The sequence below is a fragment of the Metapseudomonas boanensis genome (genome assembly GCF_018704125.1).
GTDB lineage: Bacteria > Pseudomonadota > Gammaproteobacteria > Pseudomonadales > Pseudomonadaceae > Metapseudomonas > Metapseudomonas boanensis.
On record NZ_JAGTIS010000010.1, the window covers coordinates 40,827 to 62,662 of the forward strand.

Annotated in this window: 18 protein-coding genes and 1 riboswitch; of the genes, 12 read left to right on the forward strand and 6 right to left on the reverse strand. The window is 66.2% G+C overall.

Annotation, left to right across the window (positions count from 1 at the left end; translation table 11 throughout):
• The first annotated feature begins 32 nt into the window (after nt 1–32).
• The 8 genes from J7302_RS17695 to J7302_RS17730 all read left to right on the forward strand — a co-directional run bounded on the left by J7302_RS17695 (nt 33) and on the right by J7302_RS17730 (nt 10,509).
• A complete protein-coding gene (locus J7302_RS17695; RefSeq protein ID WP_215377620.1) occupies nt 33–776 on the forward strand; it encodes a FadR/GntR family transcriptional regulator in 744 nt (247 codons plus the stop codon).
• Between the two features lie 572 nt (nt 777–1,348).
• Complete coding sequence (gene kdgD / locus J7302_RS17700; protein ID WP_215377623.1) at nt 1,349–2,260, forward strand: 5-dehydro-4-deoxyglucarate dehydratase; 912 nt, start codon at nt 1,349–1,351, stop codon at nt 2,258–2,260.
• Nucleotides 2,261–2,281: 21 nt separating this feature from the next.
• Nucleotides 2,282–3,724, forward strand: coding sequence for an aldehyde dehydrogenase family protein (locus J7302_RS17705; protein WP_215377625.1), 1,443 nt, complete (start codon nt 2,282–2,284; stop codon nt 3,722–3,724).
• A gap of 75 nt (nt 3,725–3,799) precedes the next feature.
• On the forward strand, nt 3,800–5,071 hold the full coding sequence (locus tag J7302_RS17710) for a glucarate dehydratase family protein (RefSeq protein ID WP_215377627.1): 1,272 nt from the start codon (nt 3,800–3,802) through the stop codon (nt 5,069–5,071).
• 89 nt (nt 5,072–5,160) lie between these two features.
• Entirely contained in the window at nt 5,161–6,537 is a 1,377-nt protein-coding gene (locus tag J7302_RS17715; protein ID WP_215377630.1) for an MFS transporter, read from the forward strand.
• 18 nt (nt 6,538–6,555) lie between these two features.
• The gene (gene gudD, locus J7302_RS17720) at nt 6,556–7,902 is read left to right on the forward strand and encodes a glucarate dehydratase (RefSeq protein WP_215377632.1); all 1,347 of its coding nucleotides are present in this window, start codon (nt 6,556–6,558) and stop codon (nt 7,900–7,902) included.
• Nucleotides 7,903–7,985: 83 nt separating this feature from the next.
• Nucleotides 7,986–9,542 (forward strand): galactarate dehydratase, encoded by a 1,557-nt coding sequence (gene garD / locus J7302_RS17725; protein WP_215377634.1) that lies wholly within the window; start codon nt 7,986–7,988, stop codon nt 9,540–9,542.
• 28 nt (nt 9,543–9,570) lie between these two features.
• The gene (locus J7302_RS17730; protein ID WP_215377636.1) at nt 9,571–10,509 is read left to right on the forward strand and encodes a 2-hydroxyacid dehydrogenase; all 939 of its coding nucleotides are present in this window, start codon (nt 9,571–9,573) and stop codon (nt 10,507–10,509) included.
• 402 nt (nt 10,510–10,911) lie between these two features.
• Here the strand turns inward: J7302_RS17730 and cobJ are convergent, their stop codons facing one another.
• From cobJ to cobG, 4 genes are read right to left on the reverse strand one after another with little or no spacing between them, the layout of a single operon-like run.
• Nucleotides 10,912–12,567, reverse strand: coding sequence for a precorrin-3B C(17)-methyltransferase (cobJ, locus tag J7302_RS17735; protein ID WP_215377638.1), 1,656 nt, complete (start codon nt 12,565–12,567; stop codon nt 10,912–10,914).
• Nucleotides 12,567–13,316 carry a precorrin-2 C(20)-methyltransferase gene (locus J7302_RS17740; protein ID WP_215377640.1) on the reverse strand — a complete coding sequence of 250 codons (750 nt, stop codon included), beginning with the start codon at nt 13,314–13,316 and terminating at the stop codon, nt 12,567–12,569. The genes cobJ and J7302_RS17740 overlap by 1 nt, the downstream gene beginning before the upstream one ends.
• The gene (locus J7302_RS17745; RefSeq protein WP_215377642.1) at nt 13,313–13,939 is read right to left on the reverse strand and encodes a precorrin-8X methylmutase; all 627 of its coding nucleotides are present in this window, start codon (nt 13,937–13,939) and stop codon (nt 13,313–13,315) included. The genes J7302_RS17740 and J7302_RS17745 overlap by 4 nt, the downstream gene beginning before the upstream one ends.
• On the reverse strand, nt 13,932–15,281 hold the full coding sequence (gene cobG, locus J7302_RS17750; protein ID WP_215377644.1) for a precorrin-3B synthase: 1,350 nt from the start codon (nt 15,279–15,281) through the stop codon (nt 13,932–13,934). The genes J7302_RS17745 and cobG overlap by 8 nt, the downstream gene beginning before the upstream one ends.
• Before the next feature lie 89 nt (nt 15,282–15,370).
• Nucleotides 15,371–15,619, reverse strand: a riboswitch (cobalamin riboswitch).
• A 280-nt stretch (nt 15,620–15,899) separates the two neighbouring features.
• Between cobG and cbiE the strand changes: the two genes are divergently transcribed.
• Genes cbiE through J7302_RS17770 form a run of 4 tightly spaced genes read left to right on the forward strand, consistent with a single transcriptional unit; the run spans nt 15,900 to nt 19,656 of the window.
• Nucleotides 15,900–17,102 (forward strand): precorrin-6y C5,15-methyltransferase (decarboxylating) subunit CbiE, encoded by a 1,203-nt coding sequence (gene cbiE / locus J7302_RS17755; RefSeq protein WP_215377646.1) that lies wholly within the window; start codon nt 15,900–15,902, stop codon nt 17,100–17,102.
• A 24-nt stretch (nt 17,103–17,126) separates the two neighbouring features.
• Nucleotides 17,127–18,224, forward strand: coding sequence for a cobalt-precorrin-5B (C(1))-methyltransferase (locus tag J7302_RS17760; protein ID WP_215377648.1), 1,098 nt, complete (start codon nt 17,127–17,129; stop codon nt 18,222–18,224).
• Complete coding sequence (locus J7302_RS17765; RefSeq protein WP_215377651.1) at nt 18,221–18,952, forward strand: cobalt-precorrin-6A reductase; 732 nt, start codon at nt 18,221–18,223, stop codon at nt 18,950–18,952. The genes J7302_RS17760 and J7302_RS17765 overlap by 4 nt, the downstream gene beginning before the upstream one ends.
• Nucleotides 18,949–19,656, forward strand: coding sequence for a (2Fe-2S) ferredoxin domain-containing protein (locus tag J7302_RS17770; RefSeq protein WP_215377653.1), 708 nt, complete (start codon nt 18,949–18,951; stop codon nt 19,654–19,656). The genes J7302_RS17765 and J7302_RS17770 overlap by 4 nt, the downstream gene beginning before the upstream one ends.
• An 81-nt stretch (nt 19,657–19,737) precedes the next feature.
• On the opposite strand, the gene J7302_RS17775 is transcribed toward J7302_RS17770, so the two are convergent.
• Both J7302_RS17775 and J7302_RS17780 read right to left on the reverse strand, forming a co-directional pair.
• On the reverse strand, nt 19,738–20,412 hold the full coding sequence (locus tag J7302_RS17775; protein WP_349814460.1) for a vWA domain-containing protein: 675 nt from the start codon (nt 20,410–20,412) through the stop codon (nt 19,738–19,740).
• A complete protein-coding gene (locus tag J7302_RS17780; protein WP_215377655.1) occupies nt 20,394–21,398 on the reverse strand; it encodes an ATP-binding protein in 1,005 nt (334 codons plus the stop codon). The genes J7302_RS17775 and J7302_RS17780 overlap by 19 nt, the downstream gene beginning before the upstream one ends.
• Between the last annotated feature and the right edge of the window lie 438 nt (nt 21,399–21,836).

Genomic DNA, 21,836 nt, shown 5'->3' on the forward strand with positions numbered 1-21,836 from the left:
AGCCCTCAGTTTCCACCGGACCGACCTTCGCAATGGACAACCCAAGCAGCCAGCCGCGCCCGCGCCGCAAGCACCGTAGCCTGGCACAGGAACTGGTGGCCGAGCTTTCCCAGCAGATCCAGAGTGGCGTGATCAAGCGGGGCGAGAAGCTGCCCACTGAGTCCGCCATCATGGAAGCGCAGGGCGTGAGCCGCACCGTGGTGCGGGAGGCTATCTCGCGGCTGCAGGCGGCCGGACTGGTGGAAACCCGCCATGGTATCGGCACCTTTGTGCTGGATACGCCGAGTCCCAGCGGCTTCCGCATCGACCCGGCGACCATAGTCACCTTGCGCGACGTCATGGCCGTTCTCGAGTTGCGTATCAGCCTGGAGGTGGAGTCCGCCGGTCTCGCCGCCCAGCGCCGCAGTCCGGAGCAACTTGCCGCCATGCGCGAGGCGCTGGACAGCTTCCTCAGCGCCGCCCACGGCACCGACGCAGTGGCTTCGGACTTCCAGTTTCACCTGCAGATCGCCCTGGCCACCGGCAACCGCTACTTCGTCGACATCATGACCCACCTGGGCACCAGCATCATTCCGCGCACCCGGCTCAACTCGGCGCGTATCGCCCATGACGATCGCGAGCATTACCTCGCTCGCCTGAGCCGTGAGCACGAGGACATCTATGAGGCCATTGCCCGCCAGGACAGCGACGCGGCCCGGGCGGCCATGCGCCTGCACCTGACCAACAGCCGCGAACGCCTGCGCCAGGCCCATGAAGAGGCCGAGAAGGCCCGGTAGGGCTGAGGTCGATCCGCGCAAAGCAAGGGCCGCATCGAGCGGCCCTTTTTATTTGGACGTGGACACGAGCAACTCTCTCTGCCTGCTACGCCCTGGGTGAGGCTGGGGGGTAGGGTGCGCCGCGCGCACCAGAGGTTGGACGTTGCGCGCTGTGCTGATCCAGCGATTGGTGCGCACAGCGCGCCCTACGGTCAGTCGAGTGCCGAGGAAAAGGGCGCAACTTTTTTCCGTCCGGGAGTTGTCCTACAAGATTTGCTGTTATATGTTGTCGTACAACTGGTTCGGATTGTTGCAGGCAAGACAGGTGTCGACGGGTCGAAAGACCCGGTTGCAGGACAGCCACTTGCGCAGTCGTCGATTCATCTCGTACCCGGCAGGCTTTAGGGTGAATGCCCTGATTTAGAACGCTTGCATGGCATGGAAGCGGGTAGGGCGTTTCACGCAGCGATAGCGGGCGATGAGCGCACAAGAGGATGAACGGTGGTTGGCAGTCCTTTAAGTTGTACGATAACGTATCTCTAAGGCCGGTTCGCCCCGGCTCCACTCAAACCGCTTCGCAGGGTGCTCGAATAATGAATCCACAAGAACTCAAGTCCATCCTCTCCTCCGGGCTGCTGTCCTTCCCCGTCACCGACTTCGACGCTGCCGGCAACTTCAACGCCAGCAGCTACGCCCGTCGCCTGGAGTGGCTGGCTCCCTACGGCGCATCGGCGCTGTTCGCTGCGGGCGGTACCGGTGAATTCTTCTCCCTGGCGCCGGACGAGTACTCCGCGATCATCAAGACCGCCGTCGACACCTGCGCCGGCAGCGTGCCGATCCTCGCCGGCGTCGGTGGTCCGACCCGCCTGGCCATCCAGTACGCCCAGGAGGTCGAGCGTCTTGGCGCCAAAGGTCTGCTGCTGCTGCCGCACTACCTCACCGAAGCCAGCCAGGAAGGCGTAGCCGAGCATGTCGAGCAGGTCTGCAAATCGGTGAACATCGGTGTGGTGGTCTACAACCGCAACGTCTGCCGCCTGACTCCGGCGCTGCTGGAGCGACTGGCCGAGCGCTGCCCGAACCTGATCGGCTACAAGGACGGCCTGGGCGACATCGAGCTGATGGTGTCCATCCGCCGCCGCCTCGGCGAGCGCTTCAGCTACCTGGGCGGCCTGCCCACCGCCGAGGTCTATGCCGCGGCCTACAAGGCCCTGGGCGTGCCGGTCTACTCCTCCGCCGTGTTCAATTTCATCCCGAAGACGGCGATGGACTTCTACAAGGCCGTCGCCGCCGACGACCACGCCACCGTCGGCAAACTGATCGACGATTTCTTCCTGCCCTACCTGGAAATCCGCAATCGCCGCGCCGGTTATGCCGTCAGCATCGTGAAAGCCGGCGCGCGTATCGTCGGCCACGACGCCGGCCCGGTCCGCGCACCGCTGACCGACCTGCTGCCGGGCGAGTACGAGCAACTTGCCGCGCTGATCGACGCCCAAGGCGCGCAGTGATCCGCAACCAGGAGAAGGCTCGTGACTGAGAAACGCTTCGACAACTACATCGGCGGGGAATGGGTGGCCGGCAGCGGCTACTCGCGCAACATCAACCCCTCCGACCTCTCCGATTGCCTGGGCGAGTACGCCCAGGCCGACACCGCCCAGGTGGCCCAGGCCATCGAGGCGGCCCGTGCGGCCTTCCCGGCCTGGTCGGTGTCCGGCATCCAGGCCCGCGCCGACGCCCTGGACAAGGTCGGCAGCGAGATCCTCGCTCGTCGCGAAGAGCTGGGCACCCTGCTGGCGCGGGAAGAGGGCAAGACCCTGCCCGAAGCCATTGGCGAGGTCAGCCGCGCCGGCAACATCTTCAAGTTCTTCGCCGGTGAATGCCTGCGCCTGGCCGGTGAAGTCCTGCCCTCGGTGCGCCCCGGCGTCTCGGTGGAAGTCACCCGCGAACCCCTGGGCGTGATCGGCCTGATCACTCCCTGGAACTTCCCCATCGCCATCCCGGCCTGGAAGATCGCCCCGGCTCTGGCCTACGGCAACTGCGTGGTGTTCAAACCGGCCGATCTGGTGCCGGGAAGCGCCTGGGCCCTGGCCGAGATCATCTCTCGCGCCGGTTTCCCCGCCGGGGTGTTCAACCTGGTGATGGGCAGTGGCCGCGTGGTCGGCGAGGCGATGGTCAATGACAACCGCGTCGACGGCATCAGCTTCACCGGCTCCGTCGGTGTTGGCCGCAGCATCGCCGCCACCTGTGTCGCCCGTGGTGCCAAGGTGCAGCTGGAGATGGGCGGCAAGAATCCGCAGGTAATCCTCGACGACGCCGACCTCAAGACCGCCGTCGAACTCGCCGTGCAAAGCGCCTTCTACTCCACCGGCCAGCGCTGCACCGCCAGCAGCCGCTTGATCGTCACCGCCGGCATCCACGACCGCTTCGTCGAGGCCATGGCCGAACGCATGCGTGCCATCCGCGTGGGGCATGCCCTGCATAGCGGCATCGACATCGGTCCGGTGGTGTCCCAGGCCCAGTTGGAGCAGGACCTGCGCTACATCGACATCGGCCGCGACGAAGGCGCGCGCCTGGTGGCCGGTGGCGAGCGGGTGATCTGCGATACCGACGGCTACTTCCTCGCCCCGGCCCTGTTCGCCGACAGCCATGAAGGCATGCGCATCAGCCGCGAGGAGATCTTCGGCCCGGTGGCCAACGTCATCCGCGTCGCCGGCTATGAAGAGGCGCTGGCGCTGGCCAACGACACCGAGTTCGGCCTTTCGGCCGGCATCGCCACCACTTCGCTCAAGTACGCCAACCACTTCAAGCGTCACGCCCAGGCCGGAATGGTCATGGTCAATCTGCCCACTGCCGGGGTGGATTACCACGTGCCATTCGGTGGCCGCAAAGGTTCGTCCTATGGCCCGCGCGAGCAGGGGCGGTACGCCCAGGAGTTCTACACCACGGTGAAGACCAGCTACATCGGCGCCTGATCCAGCGCGGGGAAATGGATGTCCCCGCGAACCCTTATGGACTACCGGCATAAAAACAAGCACAGGTAGGAATTCATGAAGATCAAACGAGTCAGAGTCACCCCCATCGCATTCCGCGATGCACCGCTACTCAATGCCAGCGGCATCCACGAGCCTTTCGCGCTGCGCTCGATCATCGAGGTCGAAAGCGACAACGGTCACATCGGCCTCGGCGAGAGCTACGGCGATGCCCCGGTACTGACCGTCCTCATGGCCATGCAGGACAGCCTGGTCGGCCTGGATCCCTTTGACCTGAACGGGCTGCGCGCCCGAGTCATCAAGACCGTGGCTGCCTTTGGCCCGGCCGAAGCCGGTGCCGAACTGGCTCCTGGCTCCCACCCGAGCAAACAGGTGGCCAATGCCTATTCCGCCTTCGAAGTGGCCTTCCTCGACCTGCAGGCGCGCTCACTGAACATGCCTTTGGTGGACCTGCTCGGCGGCGCCGTGCGCACCGAGGTGCCCTTCAGCGCCTACCTCTTCTTCAAGTACGCCGAGCACATCGACGCGCCCTACGCGCCGGACTCCTGGGGTGAGGCCCTCTCCGAGGCGCAGATCGTCGCCCAGGCCGCGCGCATGATCGAAGCTCATGGTTTCCAGAGCATCAAGCTGAAGGCCGGCGCCCTGCAGCCGGAACATGAAGTGGCCTGCATCAAGGCGCTGAAGAAGGCCTTCCCGAACCACCCGCTGCGCATCGACCCCAATGGCAACTGGTCGCTGGACACCGCGCTGCGCATGGCCGAGCTGCTCGGCGACGACCTGCAGTACTACGAAGACCCCACCCCGGGCCTGGAAGGCATGGCCGAGCTGCACCGGCGCACCGGCGTGCCGCTGGCCACCAACATGGTGGTCACCGACTTCGACGAGTTCCGCCGCAGCGTGGCGCTGAACAGCGTGCAGATCGTCCTCGCCGACCACCACTACTGGGGCGGCCTGCGCGATACCCAGGTGCTGGCGCGGATGTGCGACACCTTCGGCCTCGGCCTGTCGATGCACTCCAACTCGCATCTGGGCATCAGCCTGATGGCCATGGCCCACGTAGCCGCCTCCGTACCGAACCTGACTTACGCCTGCGACACCCACTACCCGTGGCAGGAGGAGGACGAGGAGGTCATCAAGGGCGGCAAGCTACCGATCCGCAATGGCTGCGTCAGCATCACCCGCGCCCCGGGCCTGGGCGTGGAACTGGACCAGGACCAGTTGGCCAGGCTCCATGAGCAATTCCTTTCCATCGACATCCGAAGCCGTGACGACGCACGGCAGATGCGCAAATACGACCCAGCCTGGAAGATCAAAAAGCCGAGGTTCTGAACCACATCCGCTGCCTGCGGAATGACACGCAACCCTCGCGCGGCAACCCGCGCGAGCTCTTCGACAAGAACAATTCAGAGAGAAGAACCATGGGCGAAGTACTGAAGCAAACCCGTGTGCGTTACCTGATCCTGCTCATGCTGTTCCTGGTGACCACGATCAACTACGCCGATCGCGCCACCATTTCCATCGCCGGCTCCGCCATTCAGAAGGAGCTCGGCATCGACGCCGTCATGCTCGGCTATATCTTTTCCGCCTTCGGTTGGGCCTACGTGCTCGGCCAGATTCCGGGTGGCTGGCTGCTGGATCGCTTCGGCTCCAAGCGCGTCTACGCCTTCAGCATCTTCACCTGGTCGGTGTTCACCCTCCTGCAGGGCTTCGTCGACATGGTGCCGATCGCCTGGTCGGTGGCGACCCTGTTCCTGCTGCGCTTCCTGGTGGGCTTCGCCGAGGCGCCGTCCTTCCCGGGCAATGCGCGCATAGTCGCCGCCTGGTTCCCCACCGCCGAACGCGGCACCGCATCGGCGATCTTCAACTCCGCCCAGTACTTCGCCACGGTGATCTTCGCCCCGCTGATGGGCTGGATCGTCCATAGCCTGGGCTGGGAGCATGTGTTCATCGTCATGGGCACCATCGGGATCCTGTTCTCCGGGGTGTGGCTGAAGTTCATCTACAACCCCAAGGAACACCCGCTGATCAACCAGGCGGAAATCGACCACATCGCCAGCAACGGTGCCCTGGTGGACATGGACCAGAACCGTCGCCAGCCGGGCAACGGCCCGACGTGGGATCACATCAAGCAACTGGTGAGCAATCGCATGATGGCCGGCATCTACCTGGGCCAGTTCTGCATCAACGCGCTCACCTACTTCTTCCTCACCTGGTTCCCGGTGTACCTGGTGCAGGAGCGCGGCATGACCATCCTCAAGGCGGGCATCATCGCCTCGCTGCCGGCCATCTGCGGCTTCATCGGCGGTGTGCTCGGCGGTGTGCTCTCCGACTGGTTGCTGCGTCGCGGCCACTCCCTCAGCGTGGCGCGCAAGACCCCGATCGTCAGCGGCATGCTGCTGTCCATGACCATGATCCTGTGCAACTACGTGGATGCCGACTGGATGGTGGTGGGTTTCATGGCCCTGGCGTTCTTCGGCAAGGGCATCGGCGCCCTCGGCTGGGCGGTGATGTCGGATACCGCGCCCAAGCAGATCGCGGGCCTGGCCGGCGGCATCTTCAATACCTGCGGCAACCTGTCGTCCATTACCACCCCGATCGTCATCGGCTACATCATCGCTGCCACCGGCTCCTTCAAGTGGGCCCTGGTGTTCGTCGGCATCAATGCCTTCCTTGCCGCCTTCAGCTACCTGTTCATCGTCGGCGAGATCAAGCGTGTGGAACTCAAGGGCGTAAAGCCCGAAACCGGTGATACGGCGGCCGCTTCCGAAGCCCCCGCCGCCAGCCCGGTCCGTTAACCCGAGAAGGACAGCAAGATGACTCAGCACCCACTGCCTAGCAGCACCCCGCGCATTACCGAGCTCACCGTCGTACCGGTGGCCGGTCAGGACAGCATGCTGCTCAACCTCAGCGGCGCCCACGGCCCGTACTTCACCCGCAACGTGGTGATCCTGAAGGACAACGCCGGCCACGTCGGCGTGGGCGAAGTGCCCGGCGGTGAAGCCATCCGCCAGACCCTGGAGGATGCCCGCACCCTGCTGGTCGGCCAGTCCATCGGCCACTACCAGCACCTGCTCAACCAGGTGCGCCGAGCCTTCGCGGATCGCGATGCCGGCGGCCGGGGTCTGCAGACCTTTGACCTGCGCATCGCCATCCATGCCGTCACCGCCCTGGAGGCAGCCCTGCTCGACCTGCTCGGCCAGCACCTGGAAGTGCCGGTGGCGGCCCTGCTGGGCGAAGGCCAGCAACGCGACGAGGTGGAGATGCTTGGCTACCTGTTCTACGTCGGCGACCGCAACAAGACCGACCTCGGCTACCGCAGCGAGGCAGAGGCCGACGACGCCTGGTTCCGCCGACGCAACGAAGAGGCGCTGACCCCCGAGGCGGTGGTGCGCCTGGCCGAGGCCGCCCACGCCCGCTATGGATTCAATGACTTCAAGCTCAAGGGCGGCGTACTGCGCGGTGAAGAGGAAATCGAGGCGGTGACCGCCCTGGCCGAGCGCTTCCCCGAAGCGCGCATCACCCTCGACCCGAACGGCGCCTGGTCCCTCAAGGAAGCCATCGCCCTGTGCCGCGACCAGCACCATGTACTGGCCTACGCCGAAGACCCCTGCGGCGCCGAGAACGGCTATTCCGGCCGCGAAGTGATGGCCGAATTCCGCCGCGCCACCGGCCTGCCCACTGCCACCAACATGATCGCCACCGACTGGCGCCAGATGGGCCACGCCATCTCCCTGCAGTCGGTGGACATCCCCCTGGCCGACCCGCATTTCTGGACCATGCAGGGCTCGGTGCGGGTGGCGCAGATGTGCAATGACTGGGGCCTGACCTGGGGCTCGCATTCCAACAACCACTTCGACATCTCGCTGGCGATGTTCACCCACGTCGCCGCGGCGGCGCCGGGCAAGATCACCGCCATCGACACCCACTGGATCTGGCAGGACGGCCAGCGCCTGACGAAGGAGCCGCTGCGCATCAATGGCGGCAAGGTCAAGGTGCCGGAGAAGCCGGGCCTGGGGGTGGAGCTGGACATGGATGAACTGGCCAGGGCCCACGAGCTCTACAAGACAAAGGGCCTGGGCGCCCGCGACGATGCGGTGGCCATGCAGTACCTGGTGCCGAACTGGACCTTCAACAACAAGCGCCCCTGCCTGGTGCGCTGAATTTCCAGCCGTATCACCAACCCGTTTGGTGGGCTTCAGCCCACCGCCGATGCTTGAACTAGAGAACAACAACGGAGTCAGCCATGCAGTTGATCCAACACCAGGACTCCCCGCGCCACGTACGCCTGCACCCGGACGACAACGTCGCCATCGTCGTCAACGAGCAGGGCGTGGCCGAAGGCGGCCAGTTCCCCGATGGCCTGGTCACCCGTGAAGCCATTCCCCAGAGCCACAAGGTCACTCTGGTCGACATCCCCGCCGGCGGTGCCGTGTTGCGCTATGGCACCGTCATCGGCCATGCCCTGCGGGAAATTCCCCGTGGCAGCTGGGTGCGCGAGGAGCTGCTGAGCATTCCCGAGGCCCCGGAGCTGGACCACCTGCCCATGGCCACTGCCTTGCCGCTGACCCTGGCGGAGCTTCCCGGCTACACCTTCGAAGGCTTCCGCAATCCGGATGGCAGCGTCGGCACCCGCAATATCCTCGGCGTCACCACCACCGTGCAGTGCGTCACCGGCGTGCTGGACCACTGCGTGGAACGGGTGCGCAAGGAGGTCCTGCCGAAGTACCCGAACGTCGATGACGTGGTGGCCCTGACCCACAGCTACGGCTGCGGTGTGGCGATCAACGCACCGGATGCGGTGATCCCGATCCGCACCCTGCACAACATCGCCCGCAATCCCAACCTCGGCGGACAGGCGCTGGTGATCGGCCTCGGTTGCGAGAAGCTCCAGGCCGAGCAACTGATGCCGGGCGACGAACTCACCGCAGGCCAGGACGAGGAAGCCTGGCTGTTCCGCCTGCAGGATTCGGCCAGCGGCTTCGCCGGTATGGTCGAGCAGATCATGGGCATGATCGAAGACCGCCTGAAGGTGCTCGACCAACGCCGTCGGGAAACCTGCCCGGCCTCCGAGCTGGTGCTGGGCATGCAGTGCGGCGGCAGCGACGCCTTCTCTGGCGTCACCGCCAATCCGGCCCTGGGCGTGGCCGCCGACCTGCTGGTGCGCGCCGGCGCCACCGTGATGTTCTCGGAGAACACCGAGGTTCGCGATGGCATTCACCTGCTCACCCCACGCGCAGCGACCCCGGAAGTGGCCCAGGCGCTGGTGCGGGAAATGGACTGGTACGACCGCTACCTCGCCCGGGGCATGGCCGATCGCAGCGCCAACACCACCCCCGGCAACAAGAAGGGCGGGCTGAACAACATCGTCGAGAAGGCCATGGGTTCCATCGCCAAATCCGGCAACAGCGCCATCGCTGGCGTCGTCGCTCCCGGCGAGCGCGTACGTGGCAAAGGGCTGCAGTACTGCGCCACTCCGGCCAGCGACTTCATCTGCGGCACCCTGCAACTGGCGGCGGGCATGAACCTCCATGTCTTCACCACCGGGCGGGGCACGCCCTACGGCCTGGCCATGGTGCCGGTGATCAAGGTCTCCACCCGCACCCAACTGGCCGAGCGCTGGCCGGACCTGATCGACGTCGACGCCGGGCGCATCACCTCCGGCCGTATCACCCTCGAAGAACTGGGCTGGGAGCTGTTCCGCTACTACCTGGATGTGGCCAGCGGCAAGGAGCACACCTGGGCCGAGAAGCATCGGCTGCACAACGATCTGACCCTGTTCAACCCGGCTCCGGTAACCTGAGCCGTCCATGTCGACTGGGAGAGCCCGGATGGAACCCAAGGTCCTTCACATCGGCCCGCTGACCGAGCGCTTCAACCAGCGCCTGGCCGACGAGCACGAGGTCGTGCAGCTGTGGCGGCAGGGTGATGCCCTGGCCTATCTCGACGAGCACGGCGGCCAATTCGATGTCGTCGTGACGTCGGCGCGCATCGGCTACTCCGCCGACATGTTGGAGCGCATGCCCAGTGTGCGTGCCATCTGCAGCTTCGGCGTCGGCTATGACGCCATAGCCGTGGACGAAGCGCGCTTACGTGGCATCCAGGTCAGCTACACCCCGGATGTGCTCAACGACTGCGTCGCCGATCTGGCCATGGGCCTCCTGATCGACTGCGCGCGGCGCATCAGCGCTGCCGACCGCTTCGTCCGCGCCGGCCTCTGGCCGGCCGGTCACTTCCCCCAGGCTCGCAAGGTCAGCGGCAAGCGCCTGGGCATTGTCGGCCTCGGCCGTATCGGCAAGGACGTGGCGCGTCGCGCCAGTGGCTTCGATATGCCGGTGCGCTACCACAATCGCCGACAGGACGCCGACAGCCCCTACGGCTTCGAGTCCGACCTGCTGGCGCTGGCGCGCTGGGCGGATTTCCTGGTGCTGACCTGCCCGGGCGGCGCGGCCACTCATCACCTGATTTCGGCACCGGTGCTCGACGCGCTGGGGCCGCAGGGCATCCTCATCAATGTCGCCCGTGGTTCGGTGGTGGACGAAGCCGCCCTGGTCGCGGCCCTGGTGGAAGGCCGCCTGGGCGGCGCCGGCCTGGACGTATTCGAAGCTGAACCGCGGGTGCCGGAGGCGCTGTTGGGGCTGGATAACGTGGTACTGGCGCCGCATATCGGCAGCGGCACCGAAGAAACCCGACAGCAGATGGAGGAGCTGGTGTTTGCCAACCTGCAGGCTTTCATCGAAAAGGGCGAGCTGCTGACCCCGGTGGCCTGACTCGCCCAAACCCGATAGCGGCGGTCGTCTCGGGCGACCCCCTATGCGGAGTCTCGCCACAAGCGGGGCTCCGTTTACTCCCCACGTCATTGAACTGCCGACTCGCAGTGACGGCGCACCACGAGTGCGCCGTGATTTTTTTGTTTGGACGAGATCGTGAGTTGGGAGGAGGCAAGACTGTCTTGTGGGAATTCATTTGCGATTGGTGCTCGCCCTGAAACTCCAGCAGGGCCCACCCGCCCTCACCCTCGGCCCCTCTCCCATGGGGCGAGGGGTGAGCCCAAGCAAGGACTGCGCGCGCTCCTTTGGGAGGGAGAAGGGAGACCAGCGCTTGCTCGCTCGGATTAAAGTCAACGAACTTGGCAAACAGGACACTAGCTCCTACGAGAGAAAGCCTTGCTCTCAGCGATACCAGCGCGGCGTGTAGACCCACTCGCTGCCATTGGCCTTACTGAACCGCTGGGTCAATGACGAACCGATGATCACCAGCGTGCGCATGTCTACCTGCTCCGGCTGGAGTTCGCCGAGGCTGGTCACCGTCAGCGCTTCCGCCGGCCGACCGATGTCGCGGCCGAGGACCACCACGGTCTCTGGACGGCGATGGCGGGCGACGATTTCCAGTGCGCGGCCGAGCTGCCAGGGGCGGGCCTTGGAGATCGGGTTGTAGAAGGCCATTGCCAGGTCAGCGGCGGCAGCGTGGTCGAGGCGCTGCTCGATCACCTCCCATGGCTTGAGGTTGTCCGACAGCGACAGCAGGCAGAAATCATGGCCCAGCGGCGCGCCGGCCTTGGCGGCAGTGGCCAGGGCCGCAGAGACGCCCGGGAACACCTGGAGCTCGACGCGTTGCCAGTCTGGATCGTCGGACTCGTGCAGCGCTTCCAGTACGGCGGCAGCCATGGCGAACACGCCCGGGTCGCCGGATGACACCACCACCACGCGGCGTCCGCTGGCGGCCAGTTCGAAGGCGTGGCGGGCGCGCTGCATTTCTTCGCGGTTATCAGTGCAATGCAGCACCTGCTCCGGGCGGAAGGGGCCGGCCATGCGAACGTAGGTTTCGTAGCCGAGCAGGTCCTCGGCCTCGTCCAGTGCCTGGCGGGTGGCCGGCACCATGAACTCGGCTGCCCCGGGCCCGAGGCCGACCACGGTCAGGCGTCCGCGCGGCTGGCCGATGTGGGCCGGGTCCAGCGGTTGTTGCGCGACCAGCAGGCGGATGTCGCCGATCTGCTGGTGCAACGGTGGCAGCGTACTGTCGTCGGTGATGAAGCGCAGCGGCACTCCAAGCGCTCTAGCGGCGGCGTGCAATTGGCTGTCGGCCATGTACTCGCGTCCGGCGAGCAGGCAGGCCAGCGACAGTGGGGCGAGCCCGGTGCCGGCCAGAGCCTGGCGTACCGCCTCTGCCGATACCGGGCCATCGACCTGGGCAATCGCCACTTGTGGGTGGATTAGCAGCTCATCACGCTGCGCCAGGCGATCCTGCGCGGTGATGTGAATAACCCGCTGCGCTTCGTCGGCCAGCGGCAGCCGCGCGGCATCGAGCCAGGGCGCAGTGCCCACGACGCGCACGGCCTCGCCGCCCAGGAGGTCGGAGACGAAGCGCTTGCCTTGTTCAATGTCCGCCAGCGCATAGCCGGCTGGCGGGTCTAGCAGGCAGGTGCCGAAACGCAACTCGCCGCTGGTCGTGATCGCTGGCGCTACTTCCAGCGCGGAAGCGATCTCGCGGGCCATTCGATTGACCCCGCCGAGGCCACCCAACAGCGGCACCACGGCGCTGCCATCTTCGGCCACGGCGAGCACGGGCGGCTCGGCGCCCTTGCTTGCGAGCAGGGGGGCCAGGGTGCGGATCAGGATGCCGGCTGCGCATAGGCCGATGATCGGCGTGTCGTTGCGATACAGCTCGCGCAGGGTCTCGCCGAATTCCGCGTATTGGGCATCGGCGCCCTCCACGCGCTGCTCCAGGCCGAGGATGCGCGCCTGTGGATAAAGCGTCTGGATGCGCTTCGCAACCGGCAGACCGGCGTTGCCCAGCAGGACGATGGTGGGGGCGTTGTGCGGTTCCATCAGCCTCTCCACTTCTCGCCGGGGATGACGACCATCGAGAAGTAAGGCGAGGCCATCGGGTCCACTTCATCCAGCGGCACGATGCGCTGATTGGCCATGGTCGCGCGCTCCACATAGTGCGCACGGTCGGCCAGGCCCAGTTCGACCAGCACGCGGCGGACCTTGTCGAAGTTGCGGCCGAGCTTCATCACCACGGCCGCCTCGGCTTGGCGCAGGCGCGCCTTGAGCTCGTCTTCCGGCAATACGCCGGACAGCACCGAGAGGCTCTGGTTGCGGTACACCAGCGGCACGCCGAGCACCGCCGCGCTGCCCAGCATGGAGCAGACGCCGGGCACTACTTCCACCTCGTAGCGGCCGGAGAGGCGGTCATGCAGATACATGTAGGAGCCGTAGAAGAACGGGTCGCCCTCACAGATCACGGCTACATCGCGGCCTGCCTCCAGATGGAGCGCCACCTGCTCGGCGGCGGTGTCGTAGAAGTCGCTGATGACGGTTTCGTAGCTCAGCGGCGGCTCGAGTTTTTCGGTGGTCACCGGGTAGACCAGCGGCATGCGCTGCTGCTCGTCCTTGAGGTGACCCTCGATGATGCTGAAGGCGTTGCCGCCGTGGCCCTTGCTGGCCTTCGCCTTGGCCACGAAATAGCCCACCACTGGCGCCGACTGCAGCAGGCGCAGGGCTTTCAGGGTGATCAGTTCCGGGTCGCCGGGGCCGACACCCAAGCCGATCAAACGTCCCTTGCCGCTCATCATTCGACCTCCGTGGCCAGCGCATTGACCGCTGCCGCCGCCATGGCGCTGCCGCCGCGGCGCCCGCGTACGATCACATAAGGCACGCCGCGGCTATCGGCAGCGAGCAGGTCCTTGGACTCGGCGGCACCGACGAAACCCACCGGGAAACCGAGGATAAGCGCCGGCTTCGGCGCACCGGCAGCGAGCATTTCCAGCAGATAGAAGAGCGCGGTGGGGGCATTGCCGATCACTACCACGCTGCCTTCCAGATGCTCGCGCCAGTGCTCCAGGGCGACGGCCGATCGGGTGTTGCCCAGTTCGCGGGCCAGCTCCGGCACGTCGGGATCATTGAGGGTGCAGATGACCCGGTTGTTCGCCGGCAGGCGTGCGCGGGTGATGCCTTCGGCGACCATGCGCGCATCGCAGAGGATCGGTGCGCCGGCGGCGATAGCCGCCCGACCCGCAGCGCCAGCGCCCGGGGAGAAACGCAGGTCTTCCACCACATCGACCATGCCGCAGGCATGGATCACCCGCACCGCGAGTTTTTCCAGGTCGGAGGGGATGCCGGCCAGGTTGGCCTCGGCGCGAATGATGGAAAAGGAGTTGCGATAGATCTCCTGACCATCGCGGATGTACTCAAGCATGGGTGGGGCTCCAGGTGTCAGGAGAGGAGGCCAGGCGCTCGGCAGCCTCCTGGATGGTCAGGTTGCGCGTCAGCAGGCGGCCGAAGCCGTTGTCACCGGTTTCGCGTTGATAAAGGTCGTAGCGGCCCGGGCCCACGGCCAGCAGGGTCAGCGGTGCCACATGGGCTGCGGCGCAGGAGCGTGGGCAGCCGCTGAGGTGCAGGCCGGGGAGGGGGCCGAGATGCGAGGCCAGCCAGAGGGCATCGCCCTTGGTGTCGGCCAGGCCTTTCGCACAGCCGGTCGAGCCGGTGCAGGCGATCAGCCAGGCCAGGGGCGAGCGAGCGTCGATGGCCAGGCCGAGGTCTTCAAGCTGCTGCAGTACAAGGCTGATCGCTTGCTCGGGAACATTTGGCAGCAGTACGGATTGCCAGGGAGTCAGGCGCAAGCTGGCATCGCCCCGGGTTTCGGCCAGGTCGGCCAGTCTGGCGAGCTGCTCCGCCGTCAACCGGCCCACGGCAGGCACACCGCCGACCATTCTCAATCCGGCTTGGCGTTGTGGCTGCGTTCCAATGTGCAGTCCGGCCGGTGGGCTTGGGCGGCGCCAATGCCCGGCCGGCAGCAGGGGAAAGTCCAGGCGGGCCTGCAAGCGCATCAGCAAGTCGCCGGCAGGGTGCGCTTTGAGCAGGTGACGCATGCGCGTCTGCTCGGGCGTGGCGAGCTCGAGGAACAGGTCGAGCAGTGCTTCCACCAACTGCGGTGTCTGGCAGATGCGTACCGCCGCCAGAGCGTCCGGCTCGTCCGCACGTTGCGGCGGGCAGCCTGCCAGGCCGAAGGCAATCTGTGGCGTCGGGCCGCCGACCATCACCGACAGCCAGATGTCGTGCGGGTGCTCCAGCATGGCCAGTTGCTCACCGCCGTCCAGCAGCAGGGCGAACTTGGGCGACAAGGCGTGGAAGCGCGGCGAGTTCTGCAGCAGGGCGAGCAGGTCATCGGCCAGCGACGAGATATCCACAACGGCGGCAGGGTCGAGCCCGGCAGCGGGGCTGACCATCAGGTTGCGCACATCGTCAGCCCCTGGGGTGCTGGGGCCGAGGTCAGCGGCGAGCAGTTGGTCGACCAGGGCCGCTTCGGCGCCAGGCCTTACCCCGCGAATTTGCAGGTTGGCCCGATTGGTCGTCTCGATCACCCCGTTGGCGTGGGCCGTCGCGGCTTCAGCCACGGCGTGGGCCTGGACAGATGTCAGCCGGCCACAGGGCAACTTGATGCGGCAGATGCCACCATCCTGTGCTGGAACAATGCGCGATAGCCCGGGACAGGCTGACGGGCGAGGGGACGCGCTGGTGCTGGGTAAGACGTGTTTCACAGGGTCACCGAGGTTGGCGTCGCGGTGACCCGGCTGCCCCTACCCGAGGGACAACTGCGGCATCGATACACCCCGCCCGATGCGTGCACTCACGACTGGATTCACTGGCAGGTCTCCTGGCTGGCAGGTCCTCGTCCATTGCGGCCTTCCCGGTTTCCCAGTGGCCTGATCAGGCGGCGTGAAAACTGCTGCGCTCCGTCGAGCGACGTTTTCACACAACCTGATAATGCATGGACTCGCTGCTTACAGTTGCGGGGGCAGCCACGGTTCAGCCGTGTTCCCTCTTAGGCTGGAGCGCATCAAGTTCCGCTCCAGCAACCAATGAAGGGGGTATTATGCCCGCTTTGGCCAGGCGTATGAAAAGGCTCCTTGTCCAGACTGTCTGAAAACTGTTGCGCTCGGTTATGCCGTTTTGAAACCAGCCTCAAAATGCTCACTTACCACTCGTAAACTGCGTTTTTTGGCTGTTTTACTCGCTTCGCTCGCCCTGCGGGTCAGCCTTTGGCTGTTGCTCCGCTTCGCTGCGTTGCGCCTCGCCTAACCTTCGCCCGCGACGTTTTCGCACAGTCTGTGTCGGAAGCTGAACGGTGCTGGCGCTATCCATTACAGGAGCCCTACATGCAGCCCTGGCTGACAGTGATCGGAATCGGCGAAGACGGTTATGCCGGTCTCGGCAAGGCCGCGCGCCGTGCCTTGCTTGCCGCCGCAGAGGTGATCGGCGGGCCGCGCCAGCTCGATCTGCTGCCGCACTGCATCAGGGCCCTGCGCACGCCTTGGCCCTGCCCCTTCTCCCTGGGGCCGGCGCTGGCAAAACGCGGCACGCCGGTCTGCGTCCTCGCCAGCGGCGACCCCATGCTCTTCGGCGTGGGCGCCAGCCTGGCGCGTCAGCTGCCGGTCGATGAACTGCGCGTGCTGCCGGCGCCTTCTTCCTATTCTCTTGCGGCGGCGCGTCTGGGTTGGCCGCTGCAGGATGTCAGTCTCCTCTCTGTCGTTGCCCGGCCCCTGGCCGCGTTGCATGCGCAGATCCACCCTGGCGCCCGCCTGCTGGTGCTGAGCAATGACGGCAGCAGCCCGGCAGCCATTGCCGCGTTGCTTGTGGAGCGGGGCTTCGGCCCTAGCCGGCTGACGGTGCTGGAACACCTCGGCGGTGAGCGCGAGCGGCGCATCGGCGGCATCGCTGCGGAGTGGTCATTGGTCGAGGCCGCCGCGCTGAACCTGGTGGCGGTGGAGTGCGTGGCCGGCGATAACGCCCGCCGCCTTGCGCTCACCACGGGTCTCGCGGACGACGCTTACCGCCATGACGGCCAGCTCACCAAGCGCGACGTGCGCGCCGTTACCCTGGCGCGGCTGGCACCGCAGCCAGGTGAGCTGCTCTGGGACGTGGGAGCCGGCTGCGGCTCCATCGGCATCGAGTGGATGCGCGCCCATCCCAGTTGCCGCGCCATCGCCATCGAGGCGAACGAGACGCGCCAAGCGCATATCCAGCACAACCGCGACGCCCTCGGCGTTCCGGGCCTGCAATTGGTGGCCGGCGAGGCACCGGCTGCTCTGGACGGCCTGCCCGCGCCGGACGCCATCTTCATCGGCGGCGGCGTCACCGAGCCCGGCATGCTCGACACTTGTTGGGCGCAGCTCAAACCGGGTGGTCGCCTGGTGGCTAATGCCGTGACCCTGCAGAGTGAGGCGGCTCTGGTAGCTTTCCGCGAACGCCATGGCGGCGCGCTGACCCGCATCGCCATCGCCCAGGCCCAGCCGCTCGGCGGCTTCGATACCTGGCGTTCGGCGTTGCCGATTACGCTGCTGGAAATCACCAAACCATGATGCATCGGCCAAGCGGCATCTCTCATGCGTGACGAAACTGCTGAAAAACCCGCGCCACTGCGCAGCGGCTACACCACCGGCAGTTGCGCCACCGCCACCAGCCTGGCCGCGGCGCGTTTGCTGCTGGCCGGGGCGGCCATGGATGCGGTGGAAATCTGCCTGCCCAAGGGCCAGCAGGTGTTGATGCGCCTGGAGTTCTGCCGACTGAGCGAAGACGGCGCGGAAGCCGGAACGCTGAAGGATGCCGGCGATGACCCGGACGTGACCCATGGTGCGCTGATCTATTCCCAGGTCCGCCTCGTTGCCAAGCCTGGTGTGCACTTCCGCGCAGGCCCCGGCGTCGGCACCGTCACCAAACCGGGGCTGGTCCTGGCCGTTGGCGAGCCGGCAATCAACCCGGTGCCCCGGCAAATGATGACCGCGCACTTGACCCGGCTCGCCGCCGAACAGGGCTATGTGGGCGGCTTCGAGGTCACTGTCTGCGTGCAAGGCGGCGAGGCGCTGGCGCTGAAGACCATGAACCCGCGCCTGGGCATTCTCGGTGGTATTTCCATCCTTGGTACTACCGGTATCGTCCGACCGTTTTCCTGCTCGGCCTACATCGCCTCTATCCACCAGGGCATTGACGTTGCCCGCGCCAACGGCTTCACCCACTTGGCGGCCTGCACCGGCAACGCCAGCGAAGATGCCATGCGCCAGCGCTATCACATGGATGACACCGCCCTGATCGAGATGGGCGACTTCGTCGGCGCCGTACTCAAGCATTTGCGCAAGGCGCCGGTGGACAAGCTCAGCCTGTGCGGTGGCTTCGGCAAGATCAGCAAACTCGCTGCTGGCCACCTCGACCTGCACAGCCGCAGTTCCAGCATCGACCTGTCGCAACTGGCCGCCTGGGCCGGCGAGCTCGGCGCTTCGGCCGAGCTGCAACGGTCCATGCGCGAGGCCAACACCAGCCAGCAGGCACAAGCGCTGGCCAGCAAGGCAGGGATCCGCCTGGGCGATGCAGTGTGTGCCCATGCGCTGGCCTTCGCCCGCTCGATCGTGCCGGTGCAGGTGGCGCTGGAAGTCTTCGCCATCGACCGCCAGGGCAACATCGTCGGTGAGGCCGTGGAGACTCGATGAAGCGAATCCTCCTGTTGGGCGGTGTCAGCGAAGCGCTGGCCATCGCGCGCCGCCTTGGCCCTGATCACGTCTACAGCCTGGCCGGCCTTGGCAAGGTGCCGGACGACCTCGCCTGCCAGGTTCGTGTCGGCGGTTACGGCGGTGCCGAGGGACTGGCTCGCTACATGGCCGATGAGGGCATTGGCCTCCTGATCGACGCTACCCATCCTTACGCCGCGCAGATCAGCCGCAACGCCGCGCAAGCCGCGCGCTTGGCGGGTGTTCCTTGCTGGGCGCTGCGCCGTCCTGGCTGGCAGGCTGGCCCTGACGATGATTGGCGAGAAGTAACCGACTGGCCGGGGCTGATCGAGGCGCTGAGAGACTTCCGCCGGCCGCTCTTCACCCTTGGCCGCGAACCCCTGGAGCACCTGCATGAAGTTCCCGCACACCAGCATTGGACGGTGCGCTGCCTGCAAAGCCTGCCCGGGGCCGAACGCGCCGAGGTGATCGGCGCGCGCGGGCCCTTCAGTCTGGAAGGGGAGCGCGAACTATTCGCGCGGCTGGGCAGTGATGTGCTGATCAGCAAGAACAGTGGCAGCCAATCCACCGAGCCCAAACTGCAGGTGGCTCGTGAGCGGGGGTTGCCTGTGCTGATCCTCAAGCGTCCCGAGCTGCCCCCCGTTGATCGTGAATTTGATTCGACCGAAGCCCTCTGGCAGGGCCTCGCGACTTACCTGGAAATCCCATGACCCCAGCTGCATATGCCCGCGTGCTCTTCGCCGGGCCGGACCTCACCGAGGGCTCCTTCGCCGAACTTTTCCGCTGCCAACTCGTTGCACTTCGCGGTGAGGTGGCGCTGGCCGATATCATCGACACGTCCGCTGGCTATGCGTCGCTGTGGGATCGCGCTGCCGAGAGCGAGCGGCCGCTGCTGGTGATCGACCTCGACCCGCAATCCTCCGCGCAACACCTGGACTGGCTGCGCAGCGAGCTGGGCAAGCAGACGCAGCCGGACCAGCTGTTCGCCGCCAGCCTGCTGGGGCAGTTCGACGCCGACCCGGCCGCGGCTGCCTGCGCCCTGGCCGAGCGTGGCGAGTTGCACCTCGCCTGCGTCGGCGTGCCGGAGTTGCCGGAGCACCACGCCTGGTCCTGCATCCCGCCGCACCGTCAGCGCTTGCTGCTGTGCAACGGCCCACGCTGCACCCGTCGCGGCGCCCTGCCGCTGTGGAAAAGTCTGCGTGAGCAGCTCAAGGTCGCCGGCAAGCTGGAATGCGCGGGAGGTGTCCACATCACCCGCACCCAATGCCAGTTCCCGTGCGACGATGGCCCGACAGTGAGCCTCTATCCGGAAGGGGAGTGGTACCGGATTCGTAACCAGGAGGAGGTGGTGCGGCTGGTGCAGGAACGGATTGTGGAAGGGCGGGATGTGCCGGAGTTGTTGATGCGGTCTTAGGGCGTCGGAGTTAGAACCAGGGCTCCCTCACCCCCAGCCTCGTCAGTTTTGCAGGTGGGGTATCGCGTTACTCAACTCAACCTACAGGTAGGCAATCGGTCGATACTCCGCCCCCAACTCCTCTGCCAGGCGCTTCGCCCGGCCCAACCTGACCGGTCCGCCCTCGATATCGACCAACACGGTTGGGCAGGTCAGCGGCTCTAGCCTCGCCCAATCCTTCAAGCGCCCATCCGTGAGAATCAGCAGGCGCTGCTGTTCCATCGGCTTCAGCCGCTGCCGACTCTCCAGCCAGTAGCTCGCTTGCTGCAAGGCTTCGATGAGTGGCGTCCCACCGCCTGCGCCAAGCTCGCCGAGCCAATGGTGCAGGGCCGGCGAGGCTTTCTGCCCTTGCCAGAGCCAATGGGGCTGGCAGCCGGTGGCGCGGAGCACGGCGAGGCGGGCGCGTTGGCGGTAGGCGGATTCGAACACCCCGGCCAGCAGCCCCTTGGCCTGAGCCAATGCACCGTGGCGCCGGGTGGAGGAGGAGGCGTCGACGATCACCAGCCAGAGTTCATTCGGGCGCTGGCTGCGTGGGCGGCGCACGAGGTCGGCCACCTTGCGCGGGCGGCCGCGCAGCAGGGTCGGGAGCCATTGAATAGCGCCTTCGTGACCAGCGCGCAGGGTTCCGCTGCGGCCCGCGCCGAGTGCGCCGGGTCTGGGTTGGGCATCCGCGCCAGTGACCGTGCGCGGGCGGATGCTCAGGGCTTTTTTGGCCACCTCGGCAACTCGCGCGTGGCACCCATCGGCACTGCTTGTGCAGGCAGTTCACCCCATTGGCCTTCGCCAGAATCGGGTTGCGTCTCAGCAGGGCCGGAGGGTGGCGATTGCGGCGGTTGCGCCGCCTTCGGTGGCGGCGTGTGCATACGACGGTGGGCGAGGGCGAAGTGTTCGACGGCGTCGATGTCTTGCGGCTCAATGTGTCCGGCACCGCGCCAGGCGGCATGGGCACGGGCAGCGCGTAGCCAGACCAGATCGGCGCGCAGGCCATCGACTCCTGCGGCGAAGCAGCGACGGGCGATCTCGTCCAGGGCGACATCATCCAACGGAATGTTCAGCAGAAGCTGGCGGGCATCTCGGCAGCGCTGGGCCAGGGCATGTTGTTCGTTGCTCCAGCGGGCAATGAATGCCTGTGGATCGGCATCGAAGGCCAGGCGGCGGCGGACGATCTCGGCGCGTTCGGCCGGCTGCGGCTGGCCGCTGAGGCTGACCTTGAGGCCGAAGCGGTCCAGCAGTTGCGGGCGCAGCTCGCCTTCTTCGGGGTTCATGGTGCCGATCAGCACGAAGCGCGCCGGGTGGCGGTGGGAGAGGCCGTCGCGCTCAATCAGGTTGACGCCGCTTGCGGCCACATCCAGCAGCAGGTCCACCAGATGGTCGGGCAGTAGGTTGACCTCGTCGACGTAGAGCACGCCGCCGTGGGCCTTGGCCAGCACGCCGGGGGAAAACTGCGCGCGGCCTTCGCCGAGCGCGGCGTCCAGGTCCAGGGTGCCGACGATGCGCTCTTCGCTGGCGCCCAGCGGCAGGGTGACGAAGATCCCCTCCGGCAGCAGTTCGGCGATACCGCGCGCCAGGGTCGACTTGGCCATGCCGCGTGGCCCCTCGATCAGCACGCCGCCAAGGCCTGCGTCGATGGCCGCGAGATACAGCGCCAGTTTCAGCTCATCGGCGCCGACTACGGCGGCGAGGGGGAAATGAAGGTCGGTCATGGCGGCTTCCTGAAAACGCGTACCGGGCATGGTAGCGAAAGCCCGAACTCCCCGATAGAAATCAGTGATTGAACAGCAGCGAGCGATGCAGTAAGTTGGCCAGCATTCGCTTCGGAGATCGTCATGCCGCACCTCGCTTCCATCCCGTCCACCGCTTGCCAGGCCTCGGCCCCGGCGCGCGTGCGGGTGGCCGCTGCGGCCAGCTATTTCCATGGGTATTGGTTTAGCCACGGGCTGACCTGATACCCAATCAGGCGGCCCACCTCAAAGGGTCGCCTACCGAAGCACCACGAAACCCCCGGTCGGCAACCCGACCGGGGGTTTTGTTTTTTCCAGAGCCCACAAGGCCAAGCAAACGTCACACAGGATCGCACCATGATCAGCTATCGCACCTACCCGACCTATTACCGCAACTCCGACTGGCGATTTAGCCGCTTT

Bases quoted from the DNA above. Each gene is read 5' to 3' on its own strand.
- J7302_RS17695 (WP_215377620.1), top strand. From the start codon at position 33: ATGGACAACCCAAGCAGCCAGCCGCGCCCGCGCCGCAAGCACCGTAGC.
- kdgD (WP_215377623.1), top strand. From the start codon at position 1,349: ATGAATCCACAAGAACTCAAGTCCATCCTCTCCTCCGGGCTGCTGTCC.
- J7302_RS17710 (WP_215377627.1), top strand. From the start codon at position 3,800: ATGAAGATCAAACGAGTCAGAGTCACCCCCATCGCATTCCGCGATGCA.
- J7302_RS17715 (WP_215377630.1), top strand. From the start codon at position 5,161: ATGGGCGAAGTACTGAAGCAAACCCGTGTGCGTTACCTGATCCTGCTC.
- gudD (WP_215377632.1), top strand. From the start codon at position 6,556: ATGACTCAGCACCCACTGCCTAGCAGCACCCCGCGCATTACCGAGCTC.
- garD (WP_215377634.1), top strand. From the start codon at position 7,986: ATGCAGTTGATCCAACACCAGGACTCCCCGCGCCACGTACGCCTGCAC.
- J7302_RS17730 (WP_215377636.1), top strand. From the start codon at position 9,571: ATGGAACCCAAGGTCCTTCACATCGGCCCGCTGACCGAGCGCTTCAAC.
- cobJ (WP_215377638.1), bottom strand. From the start codon at position 12,567: ATGGAACCGCACAACGCCCCCACCATCGTCCTGCTGGGCAACGCCGGT.
- J7302_RS17740 (WP_215377640.1), bottom strand. From the start codon at position 13,316: ATGATGAGCGGCAAGGGACGTTTGATCGGCTTGGGTGTCGGCCCCGGC.
- J7302_RS17745 (WP_215377642.1), bottom strand. From the start codon at position 13,939: ATGCTTGAGTACATCCGCGATGGTCAGGAGATCTATCGCAACTCCTTT.
- cbiE (WP_215377646.1), top strand. From the start codon at position 15,900: ATGCAGCCCTGGCTGACAGTGATCGGAATCGGCGAAGACGGTTATGCC.
- J7302_RS17760 (WP_215377648.1), top strand. From the start codon at position 17,127: ATGCGTGACGAAACTGCTGAAAAACCCGCGCCACTGCGCAGCGGCTAC.
- J7302_RS17765 (WP_215377651.1), top strand. From the start codon at position 18,221: ATGAAGCGAATCCTCCTGTTGGGCGGTGTCAGCGAAGCGCTGGCCATC.
- J7302_RS17770 (WP_215377653.1), top strand. From the start codon at position 18,949: ATGACCCCAGCTGCATATGCCCGCGTGCTCTTCGCCGGGCCGGACCTC.
- J7302_RS17780 (WP_215377655.1), bottom strand. From the start codon at position 21,398: ATGACCGACCTTCATTTCCCCCTCGCCGCCGTAGTCGGCGCCGATGAG.